Raw genomic sequence first — 20,379 nt, 5'->3', positions numbered from 1 at the left:
TACCTGTGTCTTTCAAGCCTGTCGTTGCCCTGGTCGGACGTCCCAATGTGGGGAAGTCCACCCTTTTCAACCGCCTGACGCGTTCGCGCGCCGCGCTGGTCGCCGATTACTCCGGCCTGACGCGCGATCGCCATTACGGCGAGGGGAGGGTGGGGGATTATCCCTTCATCGTCATTGACACCGGCGGCTTCGAGCCGGTGGCCAAGGACGGCATCCTGCGCGAGATGGCGCGCCAGACCCGGCAGGCCATCGCCGAGTCGGACGTCGTCATTTTCCTGGTGGACGGACGTGCGGGGGTGAATGCCCACGATCACGAGATCGCCGACCTGCTGCGCCGGTCCGGCCAGCAACGCGTCCTGCTGGCGGTCAACAAGGCCGAAGGCATGGGCATGGCCGCCGCCACGGACTTCCACGAACTCGGATTGGGGCAGCCGTGGCCGATTTCCGCCGCCCATGGCGATGGCATCGCGGACCTGATCGAACGTGCCTTGGAAGGCCTGGTGCAACCGGAACCCCAAGCGGCGGGGGACGGCGCGCAAGCCGCGGATGACGAAGACGCCGAATCGGCGGAAGGCGCCGACGTGGCTTCCGAAGGCAAGTTCCAGCCTCCGCCGCCGGACCACCGCATCAAATTGGCGATCGTGGGGCGGCCCAACGTCGGCAAGTCCACCCTGATCAATACCCTGCTCGGCGAGGAGCGCGTCATCGCGTTCGATCTGCCGGGCACTACGCGAGACGCCATCGAGATCGATTTCGAGCGCGACGGCAAGCGCTATACGCTCATCGATACCGCGGGCTTGCGCAAGCGCGGCAAGGTGTTCGAGGCAATCGAAAAGTTTTCGGTGATCAAGACCTTGCAGGCCATCGAGGCCAGCAACGTCGTGCTTCTGATGCTGGACGCGCGGGCCGAGATCTCCGAGCAGGATGCCCACATCGCCGGCTTCGTGCTGGAGACCGGGCGCGCGGTGGTGGTCGCCATCAACAAATGGGACGGCCTGGACGCCGAACAGCGCGAGCGCATCCAGCGCGAATTCGAACGCAAGCTGCGGTTCCTGTCGTTTGCCCGCATGCATACGATCTCCGCGCTGAAGGGCAGTGGGGTAAAGAACCTGCTGAAATCGGTCAACAGCGCGCATGCCGCCGCCTTCGCCAAGCTGTCCACCCCCAAGCTGACGCGCGAGCTGCAGGCAGCGGTGGAACAGCAGCCGCCACCGCGCAAGGGCATCTTCCGGCCCAAGATGCGCTATGCGCACCAGGGCGGCCAGAATCCGCCCCTGGTCGTCATCCACGGCAACGCGCTGGACGCGGTGCCCGACGCCTACCGCCGCTATCTGGAAACGCGTTTCCGGACGGCGTTCGATCTGGCGGGCACGCCGCTGCGCATCGAGTTCAAGTCGTCGCGCAACCCGTACGTGCAGGATAAATAGCAGCGTTGACAGCCCTCAACCGCGGCCGGACGCCGCAGGCAAGGACGAGCATGAGTCGTTATTGGAGCCCCGTCGTCGCCGGGCTCAGCCCCTATGTCCCGGGCGAGCAGCCCAAGATGGCGAACCTGGTCAAACTCAATACCAACGAGAATCCCTTCGGCCCGTCGCCAAAGGTGCTCGCGGCCCTGCGCGACGCCTGCGACGATGCCCTCAGGCTATACCCGGATCCGGGCTCCGACCGATTGCGGCAGACAATCGCGCGGCACTTCGGCGTATCGCTGCCTCAGGTATTCGTCGGCAATGGGTCGGACGAGGTGTTGGCGATTGCCTTCCAGGCCCTGCTGAACCACGACGCCCCCTTGCGCTTCCCGGATATCACCTACAGCTTCTATCCCGTCTATTGCGGGCTGTACGGCGTGCGCTACGAGACGGTGCCGCTGACCAGCGACTTCCGTATCGATGTCGAAGACTATCTGCCTGCGGCAGGGACTGCCGGTGGTCCGATCCTGTTTCCCAATCCCAATGCGCCGACCGGACGGGCGCTATCGCGCGCAGAAATCGAACGCATCGTCGCGGGCAACCCCGATGCGGTCGTGGTCATCGACGAAGCCTATGTCGATTTCGGCGCGGAATCTGCGGTTCCCCTGGTTGCGCGCTACGACAACCTGCTCGTCATCCAGACCTTGTCCAAGTCGCGTTCGCTGGCGGGGCTGCGACTGGGTTTTGCCATCGGCAGCACGGCGCTGATCGAAGGGCTGGAGCGCGTAAAGAACAGCTTCAACTCCTATCCGGTCGACCGGCTTGCCGCCATCGGCGCCGCGGCGGCGATCGAGGATACGGCTTACTTCGAGTTCACCCGTTCGGCTGTCATGCAAACGCGCGATGCGCTGACTGCCGCGCTGCGCGAAATGCGCTTCGAAGTACTCCCTTCGGCTGCCAATTTCGTCTTCGTCCGGCACCCTGCTCGGGACGCCGCCGCACTTGCCGCCGCGCTGCGTGAGCGCGGCATCATCGTTCGTCATTTCAGCCATCCGCGCATCGCTCAATTCCTGCGGATTTCGATCGGCACGGCCGCAGAATGCGACACGCTGGTGCACGCGCTGCGCACGATTTTGGCGTGAACTTTTGGTGTCATGTTGCGTCACATCATTCAGTGGCAGCGCCCGGGAAAACCCTGTAGAGTACAGATTTCGGCGTCTGCCACCTATCACAACAACACAATGGAGCCTGGCCAATGAGCAATAAAGGGCAAACTCTGCAAGATCCGTTTTTGAATACGCTGCGTAAGGACCACGTTCCGGTGTCCATCTACCTCGTCAACGGGATCAAGCTTCAGGGGCAAATCGAGTCTTTCGATCAGTACGTCGTGCTGCTGCGCAATACCGTGACCCAAATGGTCTACAAGCATGCCATCTCAACCGTGGTGCCCGCGCGCGCCGTCAATTTCCAGGTGGAAATCCCTTCTGAATAATTGTCCGCTCGACCGTCGCGCCGACTCCGACCCCGTGTGGCGGGGTGGCGCAAACGGTCATCCCCGTGGTCCTGCTCGCTTCGTTGGCCACTTCGATCCTTGTGCCCGTCGCACCCAGCGTGTCGGCGGGCATTTTCACTGTGCGCACGCCGCTTGCGGCTCCCGCCACTTTCCGGAGGCCGTATGCGGGCGCTGATCATTAGCGTCGATCTGGGCAACCCGGATTTCGACGCGCATGCGCAGGAATTCGCCATGCTCGCGCAAGGCGCGGGCGCCGAAATCGTGGACACCGTGCTGGCCAGGCGCGACCGGCCGGACGCCAAATACTTCATCGGCTCCGGCAAGGTCGAAGAAGCCGTCGCGGTGGCCAAGGCGCACGACGCCGACATCATCCTGTTCGACCAGCCGCTTTCGCCGGCCCAGCAACGCAACCTCGAACGCGCATTCAACCTGCGCGTGGTCGACCGCGTGGCCCTGATCCTCGACATCTTCGCCCTGCGCGCCAAAAGCCATGAAGGCAAGCTGCAGGTCGAGCTTGCGCAACTTCAGCATCTGACCACGCGGCTGACCCGCATGTGGACCCACCTGGAGCGGCAGCGCGGCGGTATCGGCATGCGCGGTCCCGGCGAATCACAGTTGGAAATGGACCGGCGCATGATCGGCTCGCGCGTGAAAGTGTTGCGCGAGCGCCTGGATCGCGTCGAACGCCAACGCGTCACGCAGCGCCGCTCGCGTGCGCGCGGCGGCGCGCTGTCCGTCTCGCTGGTCGGGTACACCAACGCCGGCAAGTCCAGCCTCTTCAATGCCATGACGCGCGCGGGCGCGTACGCCGCCAATCAGCTGTTCGCCACGCTCGACACGACGACGCGGCGCATCTGGATCGAAGGCGCGGGTTCGGTGGTTTTGTCCGACACGGTGGGGTTCATCCGCGATTTGCCGCCCACGCTGATCGCCGCCTTCCGCGCGACGCTGGAAGAAACCGTGCATGCCGATCTTCTGCTGCACGTCGTGGACGCCGCCAGTCCGCAGCGCGATGAACAGATCCTCGAAGTCCAGAAAGTCCTTGCCGAGATCGGGGCAGGGGACATTCCTGTAATCATGGTCTACAACAAGATAGACCTGCTCGGGCTACCCCCCAGGGTAGAGCACAACGCCCATGGTACGATTGCGCGGGTGTTTGTAAGCGCCGCCGAGCGCGCCGGTCTTGATGCGTTGCGCGGGGCAATTGCACAGGCTGGTCAGATTGCGGGAAATAATGCGACGAATATCCAAACTGTTCAATCTGAATGACCCGGGCTGGGGTCGCGGCAACCAGAATGGGTCGGAGCCTCCCCGGCGCCCCCAGGGTGGCGGCGACGGGCCGCCCGACTTGGACGAGGTCTGGCGCGATTTCAACAATCGCATCGCCGCGCTTCTGGGCCGCAAAGGCAATCAGGGCGGCCGCAATGGCGGCAACACCGGTGGCGGAGGCGGGGCCAATCCGCGCCATGCGCGTATCGGCGCCGGCCTGATCGTTCTGATCCTGGTCGGATTGTGGCTGGCGAGCGGCTTCTACATCGTCCAGGAAGGCCAGGTGGCGGTCGTCACCCAATTCGGGAAGTATCACAAGACCACGCAGGCCGGTTTCCAGTGGCGTCTGCCGTACCCCTTCCAGAACCAGGAAATCGTCAACATCTCCCAGCTGCGCACGTTCGAAGTCGGCTTTCGCGGCAGTTCCCGCAACAAGGTGCTGCCCGAAGCATTGATGCTGACGACCGACGAGAACATCGTCGACATGCAGTTCGTGGTGCAGTATCGCCTGCGCGCCGACGGCGCGCCCGACTACCTCTTCCGTACGCGCGATCCGGACGAGGCGGTGCGGCAGGCGGCCGAGACGTCCATGCGCGAGATCGTGGGCAAGCAGCCCATGGACTACGTGCTGTACGAAGGCCGTACCAATGTGGCGACGCAGGTGCAGTCCCTGATGCAGCAGATTCTGGACCGCTATCACACCGGCATCCAGGTCAGCACGGTGGCCATTCAGAACGTGCAGCCGCCCGAGCAGGTGCAGGCCGCTTTCGACGATGCCGTCAAGGCTGGTCAGGACCGCGAGCGCCAGATCAATGAAGGCGAGGCCTATGCAAACCAGGTCGTGCCGCTGGCTGCCGGCCAGGCATCGCGGATGATCCAGGATGCGGAAGGCTACAAAGCCAAAGTGGTCGGGGACGCGCAGGGCAACACAGCGCGCTTCAACAGCATCGTCAGCGAATACCGCAAGGCGCCGGCGGTCATGCGCGAGCGCATGTACCTGGAAACGATGGAGGAAGTGTTCTCCCGCTCCAGCAAGGTCATGATCGACAGCCGCGGCGGCAACAACGTCGTCTATCTCCCCATCGACAGGATTATCCAGCAGGCCGCGCAGGACGCCGGCAAGCCGCCGCCTTCAGGCAGCCTCAGTCTGCCGGGGGCAAGCCAGCCGACGATTCCTCAGCCTCCACGCCCCTCCGGGTCCTCGTCCGGCAGCGCCGGCAGCGGCAACACGCTGTCCCGCGATCGTCTGTCGCGCTAACCGGGGGAGTCCATGAATATGCAACGTCTATTGCCCATCCTGGTCGGCCTCCTCATTGTCCTGGCCGCGCTGTCGTCCTGCGTTTTCATTGTCCGCGAGCGCGATTACGCGCTGGTATTCTCCCTGGGTGAGGTCCGCAAGGTCATCAGCGAACCGGGGCTGTACTTCAAGGCGCCGCCGCCCTTCCAGAACGTGGTCACGCTGGACAAGCGCATCCTTACCATCGAATCGACCGATGCAGAACGCATCCAGACGGCGGAAAAAAAGAACCTGCTGATCGACTCCTACGTGAAGTGGCGCATCGCCGATCCGCGGCTCTACTACGTCACCTTCGGCGGCAATGAACGCGCGGCGCAGGAGCGGCTGCAGGCCCAGATCCGCGACGCGCTGAACGCCTCCGTCAATATCCGCACGGTGAAGGATGTGGTCTCCACCGAGCGCGACAAGATCATGGCGGAGATTCTTTCGAACGTGGCGAAGCGGGCCACGCCGCTGGGCGTGCAGATCGTGGACGTGCGCCTGCGCCGCATCGAGTTCGCCCCGGAAATCTCGGAGTCGGTTTACCGCCGCATGGAAGCCGAGCGCAAGCGCGTGGCAAACGAACTTCGCTCCATCGGCGCCGCCGAAGGCGAGAAGATCCGCGCCGAGGCGGATCGCCGCCGCGAAGAAATCATGGCTGAAGCCTATGCCAAGGCGCAGGCCATCATGGGCGAGGGCGACGCCACTGCCAGCGGTCTTTACGCCCAGGCCTACGGCAAGGACCCGGTTTTCTACTCCTTCTACAAGAGTCTCGAAGCCTACCGGACCTCGTTCTCCAAGCCGGGCGATCTGCTCGTCGTGGACCCGAATTCGGAGTTCTTCCAGTTCTTCAAATCGTCGGTCGGCACGCCCGGTTCGCCCAGCGCCACGTTGGGCGGTCTCCCCGGCAGCACGTCGGGCGCATCGCCTGCGCCCGGAAGCGGCGGCGCCGCCAACGCGCGGCCCTAGCCGTGTCTCGGGCTGGGCCGGGCCGTGGCTCGCCGGGCCGGCCCCATCCGGGGCCGGCGCCCCATGGGGAGCGGAACCATGTACAATACCCCGTAAGCTTTAAAACATTCCGCAGCGGCTGAGCGGGCTTACGCCCCTCAGCCGCTTTTCGTTTGGGCATCGTCTGGCGCATCGCGCGCATTTATTGGCGTTATCAGGTAACTAACATGGGCAACTGGTTGCTGCCCGAGAGCCTGGCGGACATCCTTCCCGCCGAGGCCCGGCGCATCGAGGAACTGCGCCGCGAACTGCTCGATCTGTACCGCACGTACGGTTTCGAACTGGTCGCGCCGCCCCTGGTCGAGTACATCGATTCCCTGCTGTCCGGCACCGGCACGGACCTGGACCTGCGTACCTGCAAGCTGGTGGATCAACTTTCCGGCCGCACCCTTGGCGTGCGCGCCGACATGACGCCCCAGGTCACCCGTATTGACGCGCACCTGCTCAACCGGGCGGGGGTCACCCGGCTCTGTTATTGCGGCACCGTCCTGCACGCCCGCCCGGCCGACCTCCTGTCCAGCCGGGAGCTGCTGCAGATCGGGGCGGAGATCTACGGCCATGCCGGCGTCGAAGCGGACATCGAAATCCTGCGTTTGGTGCTCGACACGGTCACCGTCGCCGGAGTGCGCGAGCCGCGGCTGGATTTGTGTCATCCCGGCGTGGTGCGGGCGATCATCGATGCCGACCCGGCCGCGCCGGCCCACGCCGGCACGATCCACACCTTGCTGCGCGACAAGGACGTTCCGGGGTTGGTGGAGCTGGGCCGCCGCCCCGATGGCCCGCGCGCCGATACGATCGATGCGTTGCGCACACTGACGGCACTCTACGGAGACGCCGGCACGCTGGCGCGCGCCCGTCAGGAACTGCCTCGCCTGCCCGGCATCGCCAAGGCGCTGGACGCGTTGGAGGCGTTGCTGCACGCGCTGCCCGAATTGCGCGCCAGCATCGACCTGGCGGACGTGCGCGGCTATGGTTATCACTCCGGCGTCACGTTCTCCCTCTACGCCGAAGGCTGGCACGATGCCCTCGTCAGCGGCGGCCGTTACGATGACGTCAGCCGCGTATTCGGCCGGGCCCGGCCGGCCACGGGCTTCAGCCTGGACCTGCGCAAGCTGGCTGCCGGCCTGCCGCCGGCGGAGCCGGCCCGGGCCGTGCGGGCGCCGTGGGGGCAGGATCCGTCTCTGGTGGCAGCGGTGCGCGACCTGCGCCGCGCTGGCGAAGTGGTCGTACAGGTCCTGCCGGGCCACGAGCACGATCAGGACGAATTCGTTTGCGACCGTGAATTGGCGCTGCAGGACGGCGCATGGCGGGTGCGCCCCCTTTGATCCATCCCCTCTAGCGAGAGGGCCCCGAGGGAATCGGCTGGTTCCCGCGAAACTCGATATTCAATTTCGATCATGAGCAAGAACGTAGTCATCATCGGAACCCAGTGGGGTGACGAAGGCAAGGGAAAGATCGTCGACTGGCTGGCGGAATCCGTCCAGGGCGTCGTGCGTTTCCAGGGCGGTCACAACGCAGGGCATACGCTGTGGATCAACGGCAAGAAGACCATTCTGCGGCTGATTCCCTCCGGCATCATGCACCCCGGCGTGACGTGCTACATCGGCAACGGCGTGGTGCTGTCGCCCGAAGCGCTGCTCAAGGAAATCGAGGAGCTCGAGGCCGCCGGGCTGGACGTGCGGTCGCGGCTGCAGATCTCGGAGATCTGCCCCCTGATCCTGCCGTATCACATTGCCATTGACCAGGCGCGCGAGAGCCGCAAGGGCGAGGGCAAGATCGGCACCACGGGCCGTGGGATCGGGCCCGCCTACGAGGACAAGATCGCCCGCCGCGCGCTGCGCGTGCAGGACTTGTTCGACCCGGCGGTTTTCGACGAAAAGCTCGGTGAGCTGCTCGAGTATCACAACTTCGTCCTTACGAAATACCTGGGTGCCGAAGCTGTGTCGGCCAGCCAGGTCCGGGATCAGGCCATGGCCCTGGCGCCGGCGATCGCGCCAATGGTGCGCGATGTGTCGAGCAACCTTTTCGCGGCGCAAAAGGCCGGCCATCGATTGCTGTTCGAGGGCGCGCAGGGCGCTTTGCTGGACGTCGATCACGGTACCTATCCCTTCGTCACCAGCAGCAACTGCGTGGCGGGCGCCGCTGCAGCCGGCGCGGGCGTCGGACCGCAATCGCTGGATTACGTGCTGGGTATCACCAAGGCTTACACGACGCGCGTCGGGTCCGGTCCTTTCCCGACCGAACTGGTCGACGAGATTGGCGCCCGCCTGGCGAACGTGGGCAAGGAATTCGGTTCTGTCACGGGTCGTCCGCGCCGCTGCGGCTGGTTCGACGGCGCTGCCCTCAAGCGGTCGGTGCGCCTGAACGGCATCACCGGCCTGTGCATCACCAAGCTGGACGTGCTGGACGGTCTGGAAACCATCCGGCTGGGCGTGGGCTACCGGGTCAATGGCGAGTTCCGGGACGTGCTGCCGTACGGCGCGTGCGCCGTCGCCAAGGCCGAGCCGGTTTTCGAGGAACTGCCGGGCTGGTCGGAGTCCACCGTCGGCATCACGGAATACGACAAGCTGCCGGCCGCCGCCCGTGCCTACCTGGAACGCGTGGCGCAGGTATGCGAGGTGCCCATCGATCTCGTCTCCACGGGTCCGGACCGCAACGAAACCATCGTCTTGCGCCACCCGCTGAAAGGTTAGGAGCGGCCGTCCATGACTTCTCCCCCGAGCACCGACAAGGACCTCTGGGTCAGCTGGGACGATTACCACCGCTTGATCGAGCAGCTCGCGCTGAACGTCTATCGTTCGGGCTGGCAGTTCGATCAGATTCTCTGCCTGGCGCGCGGCGGCGTGCGCGTCGGCGACGTGCTGTCGCGCATCTTCGATGTGCCGCTGGGCATTCTCGCGACCAGCAGCTATCGCGAGGCCGCCGGCACCAAGCAGGGCTCGCTCGACATCGCGCAGTTCATCACGATCACGCGCGGGAGCCTCGCCGGTCGCGTGCTGCTGGTGGACGACATGGTCGACACGGGCCTGACATTCAATCGCGTCCTGGAGCATCTGCGCCAGCAATTTCCCGCCATCACGGAACTGCGTAGCGCAGTGCTGTGGTGGAAGGGGCACTCCAAAGCCGTCCCCGATTACTACGTCGACAAGCTGATGACCAATCCATGGATTCACCAGCCTTTCGAGGACTACGACAGCCTGCGTCCCCATCAACTCGAGGCTTGGGTGCGCAAGGGGTCGACGTCGTGAAGACGGCGTGGTAGAATCTTCTGTTACCACCTCGAATATCGAAGCCGAGAGCCTATGCCTATTGTTCGCCTGAAGGAAAACGAACCGTTTGAAGCCGCCCTGCGCCGCTTCAAGCGCACCATCGAAAAAACGGGTCTTCTGACCGAACTGCGTTCGCGCGAGTTCTACGAGAAGCCCACGGCCGAGCGCAAGCGCAAGCACGCCGCCGCGGTGAAGCGCCACTACAAACGGATTCGTAGCCAGCAGCTGCCGCCTCGCCTGTATTGATCCGGGGTCGATTTTCGAGCCGGGCTTCGGCTGGTGCCGAGGCCCTTGGGCCTGATTCGAAAATCCCTCGCGCCGATCCTAGAATCGCTTGATTCCGGAATCGTTCATACAGGAACTCCTCGCCCGAGTCGACGTGGTCGATGTGGTCGGGCGTTATGTGCAGCTGCGCAAGGGTGGGGCCAATCTGCTTGGCCTGTGCCCCTTCCATAACGAAAAAACTCCCTCCTTCACGGTAAGCCCTACCAAGCAGTTCTACCACTGCTTCGGTTGCGGTGCGCATGGCAGCGCCATCACTTTTCTGATGGAGCACACCGGCGCAAGCTTTCCAGAAGCCGTCCGCACGCTGGCCGGGTCCGCCGGCATGGCCGTGCCGGAAGAGGACCGCAGTCCCCGCCAGCGCGCGGAATCGGCGCGGCGCAAAGAAGAGGTCTCGCGGCATACGCAGGTCTTGGAAGCCGCGCAGGCGTTCTACCTGAAACAGCTGCGGACCTCGGCGCCGGCCATTCGATATCTGAAGCAGCGCGGGCTCACCGGGCAGATCGCCCGCGAGTTCGGCCTGGGCTGGTCCGGCACGGACCGCCAGGGCCTGGCGCAGGTGTTCAGCCGTTATGACGATCCCACGCTCGTCGAGGCGGGGCTGGTCATCGAGGCCGAGGATGGCCGCCGATACGACCGCTTCCGCGAGCGCGTCATGTTTCCGATCCGCAACGCGCGTGGCGTGCTGGTCGGTTTCGGCGGGCGCATTATCGGCAAGGGCGAACCGAAGTACCTGAATTCCCCGGAAACCCCCATCTTTTCCAAAGGGCAGGAACTCTACGGGCTTTGGGAAGCGCGGCAGGCCATCCGGACCGAAGGTCAGGTCATCGTGGTGGAAGGCTATATGGACGTCGTGGGGCTGGCGCAATTGGGCGTCGGCAACGCGGTGGCCACGCTCGGCACGTCGACGACGCCCGATCATGTAAAGAAACTGCTGCGCGCCAGCGACAAGGTGATCTTCAGTTTCGACGGCGACAAGGCCGGGCGGCGGGCCGCCTGGCGCGCGCTGCAAGCCTGTCTGCCGGTGCTGCGCGACGATATCAATCTGCGTTTCCTCTTTCTGCCGCCGGAGCACGATCCCGATTCCTATGTGCGCGAGTTCGGCGCCGAGGCGTTCCGTGCCAGCCTCGCGGAGGCGACGGCCCTGTCGCGCTTCCTGCTGGATGAGCTCGCTTCGCGCCACAACCTGGACGAGGCCGAAGGCCGGGCGGCCTGCCTGCATGAGGCGCGGCCGCTGCTGGCCGCAATTCCGGCTTGCGGACTGAAGACCCAGATCGAACGCGAATTGGCCAAGCTGGTGCAGCTGACACCCGAGGAAATTGCCTTGGCGCTGGCGCAGCAGGCGGGGCCCGATCCCCAGCAGGCCGGCGGGCCGGCCCTGGCGCGTCCGGCTTTCGACGGTCCGCCGCCGGGCTTTCCGGCGGAGCTGGATGGTGGCGAGCCCATCTTCATCGATGATGGCGTCCCCCCGCCGGATTTCGGCTACGAGCCCATGTCCGGTTCCGGACGTCAGCCGGCATGGGGGAGCAAGGGATACGGCAACAAAGGCAAGCCCCGGCAAGGGCAGGGCGGGAAGTGGTCCCGTCGCGGGGACCGTGACAATGTGGGCGGCGTGGTCGAGCCGCGCCGCCCGGTTCCCACATTGGCACGGCGCCTGCTTCGCCTATTGCTATCGCATCCGGAGCTGGTGGATTCCATGGGAGATCAACAGCTTGAAGTATTGGACCGGGGGCCCCACCTTGGTATGGTGAGAGACCTGATCGTACTTGCTCAGCGCAGCGGAGCCCGCCATCTGGGCGCGCTGCTGGAGGCGGCGGAACCGGAGTCGGACATCGAACTGGTGCTGCGCAGCATGAGCGCGGATCTGCTTAGCGAAGAAGAGCTGCCGGACCCACAGGCTGAATGGGACGATGCCCTGCATCGGATCGAGTTCGAGGCGATCAAGGCCGAGATGGCCGAATTGGTCCAGTCAGGGTTGCGAGATCAGCAGGAAAGAGACCGGTACCAGGAACTTTCCCGCCGGCTGGCGGCAATAAAGCATGCCTGAATCAGCGCGATGAGGTAAAATCAAGGGTTTTCCTGACGGACGGCGTGCGGAAGCAGAACCCCTGGAGCAGAACCCCTGAATCGCAGGCTTGTCTAACCCGATGTTGGAACGACTGGAAGGACGGAAAAGACAGGAAGGGCAGATCTGGAGCCCGCGGGCTGAACACCGGGGGCCGGACACTGGGGGTCGGACACGGGATAGGGGCGCCGAATATCGGACGCTGGGTGGCGAAAGCCGCGTGGCTGCCTGGTTTGCCGGCGTTCCGGCTTGGTCCTGCCAATGCGGCGGGATGCCCGCATTGTAACGGTGTCCAGGACGGCCTGTTTTGTCCAAGGTTTATCCAAGGTTACTGAAAAGGTCACCACATTAGGCAGGTTTGAAGTAAGTGAAGGCAGGTCCATTGGCGGGCAGGCGCGGGGCGTAGAAAGCGGGACCCCATGCCGCCGCCGGTGGTTGGAAGGAAGTCGCGGCGCACGCGCCGGAGATTGCGAGATGAACGTTGCTGCACAGCGCCCCATGCCGGCCCGCAGCTCTGCCCATTCAGGGTTTTCCGCATTTTCCCCTCGTGTGCCCGGCGCGCCGACCGGCCAGTGGTCCTGCCCATCAGTTTTGAAAGTACGCGTCTTGACTCGGCCCCGCGCAGCATTCCGGGCCGTCGATAGCGGTGCGGCAGGCTTCCCCGCCTGCAACGACCACGGAAGCGACTATGACGAAATCCACCGGCAAAACCTCCACTGCAGTTGATATGGCCGAAGAAGCCAAAACGGCCAAGCGCGCCGCAAGCAAGGCGGCGGAAAAAACATCGGCCAAAGCGGCCGTCAAGGTTGCGCCCAAGTCCGCCGCCGTGAAGTCCGCCGCCAAGAAATCCGCCAAGGCGGATGCGCCGGAAAAGGCTGCGAAGGCCGCCGCAAAGGCGAAGAAAGCGGAAGACAAGCTGGCCGAACTGGTCGGACGTCCCGCGCCCAGCGGCCGCCGTCCTGGCCGGCCGGCGAAGAACCAGAACAACGACAGCGCGGACTTCGATGACGCCGGCGACGGCGACGGCGAAGTCCTGCCCGATCTGAAGCCGGTAAAGCGCGGCGGCAAGCGCGGCAAGGGCGATCCAAAGGATCTGATCGCCCGCGGGCCGGTCAGCCCCGAGGAATACGAAGCGCGCCGCAACCGGCTGAAGCAGCTCATCAAGCTGGGCAAGGACCGCGGCTATCTGACGTACGGCGAAATCAACGATCATCTGCCGGACGATCTGGTCGACGCCGAAGCCATTGACGGCATCATCAGCACCTTCAGCGACATGGGGATCGCGGTCTATGACCAGGCCCCGGATGCCGAAACGCTGCTCATGAGCGAGAACGCCCCGGTTGCGTCCAACGACGACGACGTCGAGGACGAGGCCGAGGCCGCCCTGACCACCGTGGATTCGGATTTCGGCCGGACGACGGACCCGGTGCGGATGTACATGCGTGAAATGGGCTCGGTCGAACTCCTCACGCGCGAAGGCGAAATCGAAATCGCCAAGCGCATCGAGGACGGCCTGAAGCACATGGTCATGGCCATCTCGGCCTGCCCGACGACCATCAACGAAATCCTTGCCCACGTTACCCGCGTGCGCGAAGGCCAGGCGCAAATCGACGAGGTCGTGGACGGCCTGGTGGATCCGGAAGACGGCGAGGAATACGCCGGCGCCGGCGTGTCGGCCGAAGAGGACGAGAACGACGACGGTCCGGCCGGCGGCATGAGCAGCAAGCAGCTTGAAGATCTGCGCGTGAAGGCGCTGGCGAAGTTCGACGAAGTCGCCAAGCAGTTCGAAAAGATGCGCGCGGCCTACGAGCAGGAAGGCTACCGTTCCGAGGGCTACCTGAAAGCGCAGGAGGCCATTCAGAACGAGCTGATGGGCATCCGCTTCACCGCCAAGATGGTGGAGCGCCTGGCCGATACGCTGCGCAACCAGGTCGAAGAAGTGCGCCAGCTCGAGCGCGCCATCCTGCACACGTGCGTGGACCGCGCCGGCATGCCGCGCTCGCACTTCATCAAGGTGTTCCCGGGCAACGAGACCAACCTGAACTGGGTGGTCGAGGAAGTCAAGGCGGGTCACGACTATGCCGAGACGCTGGAACGGCAGGTCCCCGCCGTGCAGGAACTCCAGCAGAAGCTGATCGAGCTGCAGTCGCGCGTCGTCCTGCCGCTGAAGGACCTGAAGGAAGTCAACAAGCGCATGGCCACCGGCGAAGCGAAAGCCCGCAAGGCCAAGCGCGAGATGACCGAGGCCAACCTGCGTCTGGTGATTTCAATCGCGAAGAAATACACCAACCGCGGTCTGCAGTTCCTGGACCTGATTCAGGAAGGCAACATCGGCTTGATGAAGGCGGTCGATAAGTTCGAATACCGTCGCGGCTACAAGTTCTCCACGTACGCCACGTGGTGGATCCGGCAGGCCATTACGCGTTCCATCGCGGACCAGGCGCGCACCATCCGTATCCCGGTTCACATGATCGAAACGATCAACAAGATGAACCGGATCAGCCGCCAGATCCTGCAGGAAACCGGCGCCGAGCCCGATCCCGCGACGCTGGCGCAGAAGATGGACATGCCGGAAGACAAGATCCGCAAGATCCTGAAGATCGCGAAGGAGCCGATCTCCATGGAAACGCCGATCGGCGATGACGACGATTCGCATCTCGGCGATTTCATCGAGGACACCGCGACGCTGGCGCCTTCGGACGCCGCGCTGCACGGCTCCATGCGCGATGTGGTGAAAGAAGTGCTAGACTCCCTGACGCCGCGCGAGGCCAAGGTTTTGCGCATGCGGTTCGGCATCGAAATGAGCACGGACCAGACGCTGGAAGAGGTCGGCAAGCAGTTCGACGTCACCCGCGAACGGATCCGCCAGATCGAAGCCAAGGCCCTGCGCAAGCTGCGTCATCCCAGCCGTGCCGATAAGCTGAAGAGCTTCCTGGAAGGGCAATAAGCAGGGAAGGCATCGCCAAAGATCAAAAGACCAATAAGGGCCTCTAGCTCATGCCTGGTTAGAGCAGCGGACTCATAATCCGTTGGTGCCGAGTTCGACTCTCGGGGGGCCTACCACATATTCCTTTCGCAAGAACTTGCGCCGCTCCAACGAGCGGCGTTTTTGTTTTTCCGGCCCCCGTTCTCCTATACGAGCCGAGCGCGCTGATTGGCGCTGCTTGCAAGCCGGCGGTACGATCGACCGAGCACATGGAGATCGCGATGGACATCAACGGCGATGAAATCGAGGTTTGGGCCAACGAGCGGGACGGCCGGTGGTTCTGGTCCTATTACCTGGACGGACGCCACTATCAGTGCATGGACCAGGGCATGCCGACGGAAGAGCTTGCCCGCGAGGAAGGGCGCAAGGACCTCGCGGCCAGAGTCGATGCGATGAAACAGTAGTGCCTTCGCCCTTTCATTCGCGCCGGAAGCTGCCGCGATATTGCGCGGGCGAAACGCCCAGGCGTTGCTGGAATACTGCGCGCATGCGGTCCACCGTGACGAAGCCGCATTGATATGCCACGGATTTGAACGGCAGGTCGTTGCCTTCCAGCAGGTTGCGAGCCATGTCGATGCGCGCGCGCTCGATGAACTCGTGCGGCGTCATCCCGGTGTCCGCCACGAACAGCCGCGCCAGATTGCGGCCGCTCATCCCGACCTCCGCCGCCAGCGCCTGCAGCGTGAGTTTGTCGCCCAAATGATCCATGACGTAGGCTTGCGCCCGCGCCACAGCCGAATCGGCGGCGCGTGGCGTGGCATTCAGATAGGGGCTGAATTGGGACTGGCCGCCTTGGCGCTGCGCTACCACGACCAGGCGCTTGGCCACCGCCAGCGCCACCGACGCACCATGATCCTCACGCACCATCGCCAGCGCCAGATCGATGCCGGCCGTGACGCCGGCAGAGGTCACCAGCTTGCCGTCGCGCAAATGAATGCGGTCGTGCTCGACCCTGGCGCGCGGAAAGCGCCTGGCCAATGTCCCGGCATTTTGCCAATGCGTGGTCACCGTGCGGCCGTCCAGCAGACCGGCGTGGCCCAGCACGAACGCTCCAGTGCAGACGGAACCGTAGACCCCGCTACGCAAAGATGCGGCATTCAGCCACGCCGATACCTCGGCATCGGCCGGCGCCTCGGGCAACCCCGGCCCGCCCGCCACCAGCAGGATATCGAACGGCCCTGCGGCATCGCCGAGGGCCAGGTCCGGCGTGATCTGCATCCGATTGGAGGCACGCACCGGCTCGCAGCCCTTTGCGACGAGCACGGTGCGATAGCCGCGCGCCTTGCCGACGAGGCCGCTGGTCTCGGCGAATACGTCCAGCGGACCCGCCACGTCGAGCGCCTGCACGCCCTCCGGCATGAAGATGGCAACGGTTTTATCGGCCATGTTTGTCGCCTCGATCCGCTTGTCCTCAAGTGAGGTGATGATGTCCTGATTTGACGGATTGCCGAAATTGAAGTCAAGCCTCGGGATGCGCAGAATGGTTGTACGGGCCCGGCAGTGCCGGGCGACTTCCAGGCCATTCACCGGAGCAAGACAAATGAGCGAGATCATCGCGGGGATCCGTGTTCCCGACAGCGCCATGGCGAAAGCCGCCACCCAACTCGTCCGCGATACCGAGGACGACCTGCTGTACAACCACAGTCGCCGGGTGTTCTTCTGGGGCGCCATGACGGGCGAGCGCCGCCAGCTGAAGTACGACCCGGAGCTTTTGTATATCGGCGCGATGTTCCATGACATGGGGCTGACGCCGGCTTACGCGAGCAAGGACTTGCGCTTCGAGATCGATGGCGCCAATGCGGCGCGCGATTTTTTGAAACGCTATGGCATCCCGGAGCGCGACATCGAGGACGTGTGGGCGGCGATCGCGCTGCATACGACGCCCGGCGTGCCGGAACACATGCGCCCGACCATCGCACTGGTTACGGCTGGCGTCGAAATGGATGTGCTGGGCATCTGCTATCACGACTTCACGCCAGCGCAGCGGGACCATGTGTGCCGCCATCATCCGCGCGAGCACAATTTCAAGGAAAGCATCATCGACCACTTCGCTGAAGGCATCCGCCACAAGCCGTTGACCACGTTCGGCAACGTCAAGGCCGATGTGCTGGCGTTGAAGGACGCCCGTAACTATCAGCGCGTGAATTTCTGCAGCATCATCCTGGGATCGGCGTGGCCGAATTGAGGCGCCGCGGGTTGCCGTCCTTGCCGTCTGGGGCGCAAGGCTATGCCAGCCTTTTTGTCATTACGCAGCGCCGGGCCAGATCATGCCCGGCTTCGGCTTCGGCATGCAGCTTGTGCCGGTGGTCCGGTCCAACTGCAAGGGGGGGCACCTCTGCGAAGCCCATTCTCGCGTAGTACGGGCCGTTCCAAGGCAGATCCCGGTAGGTGGTCAACGTCGCTGCGGGGAATCCAGCCCTGGCGGCATGATCGATCGCGGCCTTTATCAATCGCGCGCCGATTCCTTTGCGCTGATGCGCCCGCGCGACCGACACTTCGGCGATGTAGAACTGCCCATCCAGTGGATGGGCCCCGAGAAAGCCTACCGGTTCATCCCCGTTCGTCGCTGGGATGTTGCCCTGTACAGCGGCCACCCAGAGCGTGTTGCCGGCGCACATGGCCGCCAACGCCTCCCGGTCCATGGTGCCGCTGTCGGCCACCCAAGCGAGACCGGCGTCCCGGAACACCGATGCCGCGGATCGTTCGATGCAGGCCAGCTTGTCCAGGTCCTGAGGTGTAGCGAGACGAATGTGGATCATGGCGCTTAGGAAACGATGCCAAGGGCGAGTATCCGACGGCGCAGTGTAGCCGTCCATTTCGACCTCATGCATGGCGACGCGGAACTTTGTTTCGATATCCTGGTTGACATTCGGAACGATGCCGCCCATAGTGGTCGGCGAGATCTTCAAGTACCGCGATTTTGCGACCTTTTTCGCGCACGCGCGTTCATAGTTCATAGTCCTTTCCTTGATCATCTTGTCCGAAGGGGACGTCCCTTCCATTCAAGGAGAGCGACATGCAAACTGGCATCGTCAAGTGGTTCAATCCCGACAAGGGCTTCGGTTTCATCATGCCGGAAGACGGCGGGAAAGACCTGTTCGTTCACATCTCGGAAATCGATGGCGCGGGCTCGCTGGCCGAAAACCAGCGGGTTACGTACACGTCGGCGCAGGGGGCAAAAGGCCCCCAGGCCACGAAGGTGCGCGTGATGTGATGTCAAGCCCTCTCCAGTAGAGGGCTTTTTCTTTTGGCGGCGCCGGGGCAACGAAGTGCGCCGCGCATGCCGGACAAGTGAGGTGCCCCATGCACTCGAACAACGTTGTCTATAAGGGCTATCGGCTCAGCGCCAAGCTTGCGCGGCCCCATGCCAGCGCCAGCGGCCGCACGTTCTCCGCCACGATTGTCGTGGGGCTTGCTTCTACCGCGCCGCAAACCGGCAGCCTGTATGAAGTGCCGCAATTCCGGCGCGGCGATTTCGCGGCCACCCCTGGCGAAGCCGTGCACACGGCGATTCTTTTCGGCCGCGAGGTTGTGGACGGATTCCATGGCGAGGGCCCGCGAGTCGGATCCGGGCACGCTTATGTCCAAGGAAGATGAGCTTCGCATGGCGATGCGCCGATGGCACCAGGCGCATTCGGAAGTGATGGACTTCTACGAACGGAACGACATCATGGACCCCACTGCTTATTCCGTATGGATTGTTTTGTGGGAAGCGGAAAACACCGCACGCCTGAAAACCGAAGATCTCCTTGCCGAGGCGCGGCAGGAAGACAGCGATCGCTGAGCCGATCCGCCCACAGCCCGCTCGTCGTCCGGTTTCGCGGGGCCTGCCTCGCCGTTCCGACCTCATACATCACATCGCGAGTGGCCGGCTAAACTCTCCAGCTCCGATATTTCTGGAGAGATGAAGATGAAGTTGTTTGCCGCCCTTGCGTTTCTCGCCTTCACGCTGAGTGCCTGTGCGGTGTACACGCCCGATGGCGCAGTTGTGGTCGACCCCCATGGTCATGGGGGAGGCGGGGGCGGTTTCTGCCCGCCCGGACAAGCGAAGAAGGGCAACTGCTGAACCTGCCCAGCGCCCCGCATGCGCGCGGGCGCTGGACTTGGCGTCACGTCCCCAGCCGTGCCTTGGGCGCGGCTGCGCCGGGGCCATCGAACTTCGACGCCGCGTCGCGCAGGCGGACGTTTCCCGGCAGCGAGGCGACGTTCAAGGTGCGCATGGGGTGTGCGAACCGCACGCCGAGTTCGTCGAACGACTCCATCATCTTGAGGTTGATGTCCTGCTGGATGTCCATGTACTGGTTGTACCCAGGATCCAGCACGTAGTAGACGGTCTCGAAATCCAGCGAACTTTCGCCGAACCCTTTGAAATGGGAGCGATCGAACCGCGTCTTGTCCAGGCCGCGAATGATCTCCTCGACGATGCGGGGCACCTGGCGCGCCTGGTCGGGCGTGCAATCGTAGGTAAGGCCGAATTGGAACACCACGCGCCGCTCGCGCAGGCGCTTGTAGTTCTGAATGGTGGCGGTCAGCATGCTGGCGTTCGACATGACGATCTGTTCGCCGCCAAGACTGCGTATCCGCGTCGTTTTCAAGCCCACGTGTTCCACCGTGCCCGCCAGCGTACCGACGACGATGAAGTCGTTCACCTCGAATGGCTTGTCGATGGCGATGGACATAGAGGCAAACAGATCGCCCAGTATGTTCTGGACGGCCAGCGCGACCGCAATGCCGCCGACGCCCAGGCTGGCGATGAAGGCGGTGATGTTCACCCCCATGTTCGACAGCATGGCGAGCAACACCATGGCCCAAAGCAGGACCTTCGCGGCCCATACCGACAGTGCGGCCAGCGCCGTAATCTGTGCGCCGTCCTGTGATGCGTGCCGGCGGAAATAATGCTGCATGCCCAGCACGATGCCGCGATGCGCCCACAGCGCGATCTGCAGGATGGCGACGACGAACCAGAGGCTGCCGACCCGGTTCGCCCAGCGGTCCGGGAGATCGAGCAGCCCGATGCCCACGAGAACCGCGGCCAGCGCAAGCAGCAGGTTGCTGGTGCCCGCAATGACGTCGGCCGCGATTGCACTGAAATGAGCCCCCGGCATCCGCGCGCGCGATTGCAGTTTGCGCTGAATGAAGCCCACCGTCATGCGCACGACAACGAACACCACGCAGGTGGCAATCAGCGCCAACAGCCAGTTCAACAGCGGTACGCCAAGGAATTGCGTATCAGTGAAAAAAGCGTCGAAGACATTATCGGACATGCAGGTCCTCCTCTTTCATTGAGCGCCGGACAGGCGGGGTG

The 20,379-nt window shown here is 64.0% G+C and carries 20 protein-coding genes, 1 tRNA gene and 1 pseudogene; 19 read left to right on the top strand and 3 right to left on the bottom strand.

The window, feature by feature from the left end; genetic code table 11:
• The first annotated feature begins 5 nt into the window (after window positions 1-5).
• The 14 genes and pseudogenes from der (at window position 6) to CAL13_RS13945 (ending at window position 15,478) form a co-directional block, all read left to right on the top strand.
• Window positions 6-1,427, top strand: a complete 1,422-nt coding sequence (der, locus tag CAL13_RS14010; RefSeq protein WP_086072717.1) for a ribosome biogenesis GTPase Der — start codon at window positions 6-8, stop codon at window positions 1,425-1,427.
• 50 nt (window positions 1,428-1,477) lie between these two features.
• Window positions 1,478-2,548, top strand: coding sequence for a histidinol-phosphate transaminase (gene hisC / locus CAL13_RS14005; protein ID WP_086072716.1), 1,071 nt, complete (start codon window positions 1,478-1,480; stop codon window positions 2,546-2,548).
• A gap of 113 nt (window positions 2,549-2,661) precedes the next feature.
• Window positions 2,662-2,898: an RNA chaperone Hfq gene (gene hfq / locus CAL13_RS14000; RefSeq protein WP_066347256.1), complete on the top strand. Its 237-nt coding sequence runs from the start codon at window positions 2,662-2,664 to the stop codon at window positions 2,896-2,898.
• A 183-nt stretch (window positions 2,899-3,081) separates the two neighbouring features.
• On the top strand, window positions 3,082-4,188 hold the full coding sequence (hflX, locus tag CAL13_RS13995) for a GTPase HflX (RefSeq protein WP_086057939.1): 1,107 nt from the start codon (window positions 3,082-3,084) through the stop codon (window positions 4,186-4,188).
• Window positions 4,154-5,446 (top strand): FtsH protease activity modulator HflK, encoded by a 1,293-nt coding sequence (gene hflK / locus CAL13_RS13990; RefSeq protein ID WP_086057938.1) that lies wholly within the window; start codon window positions 4,154-4,156, stop codon window positions 5,444-5,446. The genes hflX and hflK overlap by 35 nt, the downstream gene beginning before the upstream one ends.
• 18 nt (window positions 5,447-5,464) lie before the next feature.
• Window positions 5,465-6,349, top strand: a pseudogene (gene hflC / locus CAL13_RS13985) (protease modulator HflC); the annotation flags it as partial.
• Window positions 6,350-6,639: 290 nt separating this feature from the next.
• Window positions 6,640-7,797 (top strand): ATP phosphoribosyltransferase regulatory subunit, encoded by a 1,158-nt coding sequence (locus CAL13_RS13980; RefSeq protein ID WP_086059468.1) that lies wholly within the window; start codon window positions 6,640-6,642, stop codon window positions 7,795-7,797.
• A 72-nt stretch (window positions 7,798-7,869) separates the two neighbouring features.
• Window positions 7,870-9,165 (top strand): adenylosuccinate synthase, encoded by a 1,296-nt coding sequence (locus CAL13_RS13975; RefSeq protein ID WP_086057937.1) that lies wholly within the window; start codon window positions 7,870-7,872, stop codon window positions 9,163-9,165.
• A gap of 12 nt (window positions 9,166-9,177) precedes the next feature.
• Complete coding sequence (locus CAL13_RS13970) at window positions 9,178-9,720, top strand: phosphoribosyltransferase (protein ID WP_086057936.1); 543 nt, start codon at window positions 9,178-9,180, stop codon at window positions 9,718-9,720.
• Window positions 9,721-9,774: 54 nt separating this feature from the next.
• The gene (gene rpsU / locus CAL13_RS13965; RefSeq protein ID WP_006218592.1) at window positions 9,775-9,987 is read left to right on the top strand and encodes a 30S ribosomal protein S21; all 213 of its coding nucleotides are present in this window, start codon (window positions 9,775-9,777) and stop codon (window positions 9,985-9,987) included.
• Window positions 9,988-10,075: 88 nt separating this feature from the next.
• Window positions 10,076-12,070, top strand: a complete 1,995-nt coding sequence (gene dnaG, locus CAL13_RS13960; protein WP_086072715.1) for a DNA primase — start codon at window positions 10,076-10,078, stop codon at window positions 12,068-12,070.
• Window positions 12,071-12,776: 706 nt separating this feature from the next.
• Window positions 12,777-15,035 carry an RNA polymerase sigma factor RpoD gene (gene rpoD, locus CAL13_RS13955; protein WP_086072714.1) on the top strand — a complete coding sequence of 753 codons (2,259 nt, stop codon included), beginning with the start codon at window positions 12,777-12,779 and terminating at the stop codon, window positions 15,033-15,035.
• A 37-nt stretch (window positions 15,036-15,072) separates the two neighbouring features.
• A tRNA-Ile gene (locus tag CAL13_RS13950) sits at window positions 15,073-15,151 on the top strand.
• 144 nt (window positions 15,152-15,295) lie between these two features.
• The gene (locus tag CAL13_RS13945) at window positions 15,296-15,478 is read left to right on the top strand and encodes a hypothetical protein (RefSeq protein WP_086072713.1); all 183 of its coding nucleotides are present in this window, start codon (window positions 15,296-15,298) and stop codon (window positions 15,476-15,478) included.
• Between the two features lie 13 nt (window positions 15,479-15,491).
• On the opposite strand, the gene CAL13_RS13940 is transcribed toward CAL13_RS13945, so the two are convergent.
• Window positions 15,492-16,460 (bottom strand): GlxA family transcriptional regulator, encoded by a 969-nt coding sequence (locus CAL13_RS13940; protein ID WP_086073651.1) that lies wholly within the window; start codon window positions 16,458-16,460, stop codon window positions 15,492-15,494.
• A gap of 154 nt (window positions 16,461-16,614) precedes the next feature.
• On the opposite strand from CAL13_RS13940, the gene CAL13_RS13935 reads away from it, so the two are divergent.
• Window positions 16,615-17,259 carry an HD domain-containing protein gene (locus CAL13_RS13935; protein ID WP_086072712.1) on the top strand — a complete coding sequence of 215 codons (645 nt, stop codon included), beginning with the start codon at window positions 16,615-16,617 and terminating at the stop codon, window positions 17,257-17,259.
• 40 nt (window positions 17,260-17,299) lie between these two features.
• On the opposite strand, the gene CAL13_RS13930 is transcribed toward CAL13_RS13935, so the two are convergent.
• Window positions 17,300-18,031: a GNAT family N-acetyltransferase gene (locus tag CAL13_RS13930; protein ID WP_232467662.1), complete on the bottom strand. Its 732-nt coding sequence runs from the start codon at window positions 18,029-18,031 to the stop codon at window positions 17,300-17,302.
• Window positions 18,032-18,090: 59 nt separating this feature from the next.
• On the opposite strand from CAL13_RS13930, the gene CAL13_RS13925 reads away from it, so the two are divergent.
• The 4 genes from CAL13_RS13925 to CAL13_RS21365 all read left to right on the top strand — a co-directional run bounded on the left by CAL13_RS13925 (window position 18,091) and on the right by CAL13_RS21365 (window position 19,140).
• Window positions 18,091-18,288, top strand: a complete 198-nt coding sequence (locus tag CAL13_RS13925) for a cold-shock protein (RefSeq protein WP_086057930.1) — start codon at window positions 18,091-18,093, stop codon at window positions 18,286-18,288.
• Between the two features lie 89 nt (window positions 18,289-18,377).
• Complete coding sequence (locus CAL13_RS13920) at window positions 18,378-18,671, top strand: hypothetical protein (RefSeq protein WP_086072711.1); 294 nt, start codon at window positions 18,378-18,380, stop codon at window positions 18,669-18,671.
• 7 nt (window positions 18,672-18,678) lie between these two features.
• Window positions 18,679-18,858, top strand: coding sequence for a hypothetical protein (locus CAL13_RS13915; RefSeq protein WP_086057928.1), 180 nt, complete (start codon window positions 18,679-18,681; stop codon window positions 18,856-18,858).
• Window positions 18,859-18,984: 126 nt separating this feature from the next.
• The gene (locus CAL13_RS21365; RefSeq protein ID WP_086057927.1) at window positions 18,985-19,140 is read left to right on the top strand and encodes a hypothetical protein; all 156 of its coding nucleotides are present in this window, start codon (window positions 18,985-18,987) and stop codon (window positions 19,138-19,140) included.
• 43 nt (window positions 19,141-19,183) lie between these two features.
• Here CAL13_RS21365 and CAL13_RS13905 read toward each other — a convergent pair whose 3' ends face one another.
• Window positions 19,184-20,338 carry a mechanosensitive ion channel family protein gene (locus CAL13_RS13905; protein ID WP_086072709.1) on the bottom strand — a complete coding sequence of 385 codons (1,155 nt, stop codon included), beginning with the start codon at window positions 20,336-20,338 and terminating at the stop codon, window positions 19,184-19,186.
• Between the last annotated feature and the right edge of the window lie 41 nt (window positions 20,339-20,379).

It is taken from the genome of Bordetella genomosp. 9, assembly GCF_002119725.1.
Lineage (GTDB): Bacteria > Pseudomonadota > Gammaproteobacteria > Burkholderiales > Burkholderiaceae_B > Bordetella_C.
The sequence above is the reverse complement of the archived record's forward strand: the minus strand, read 5'-3'. Positions and strand labels throughout refer to the sequence as shown.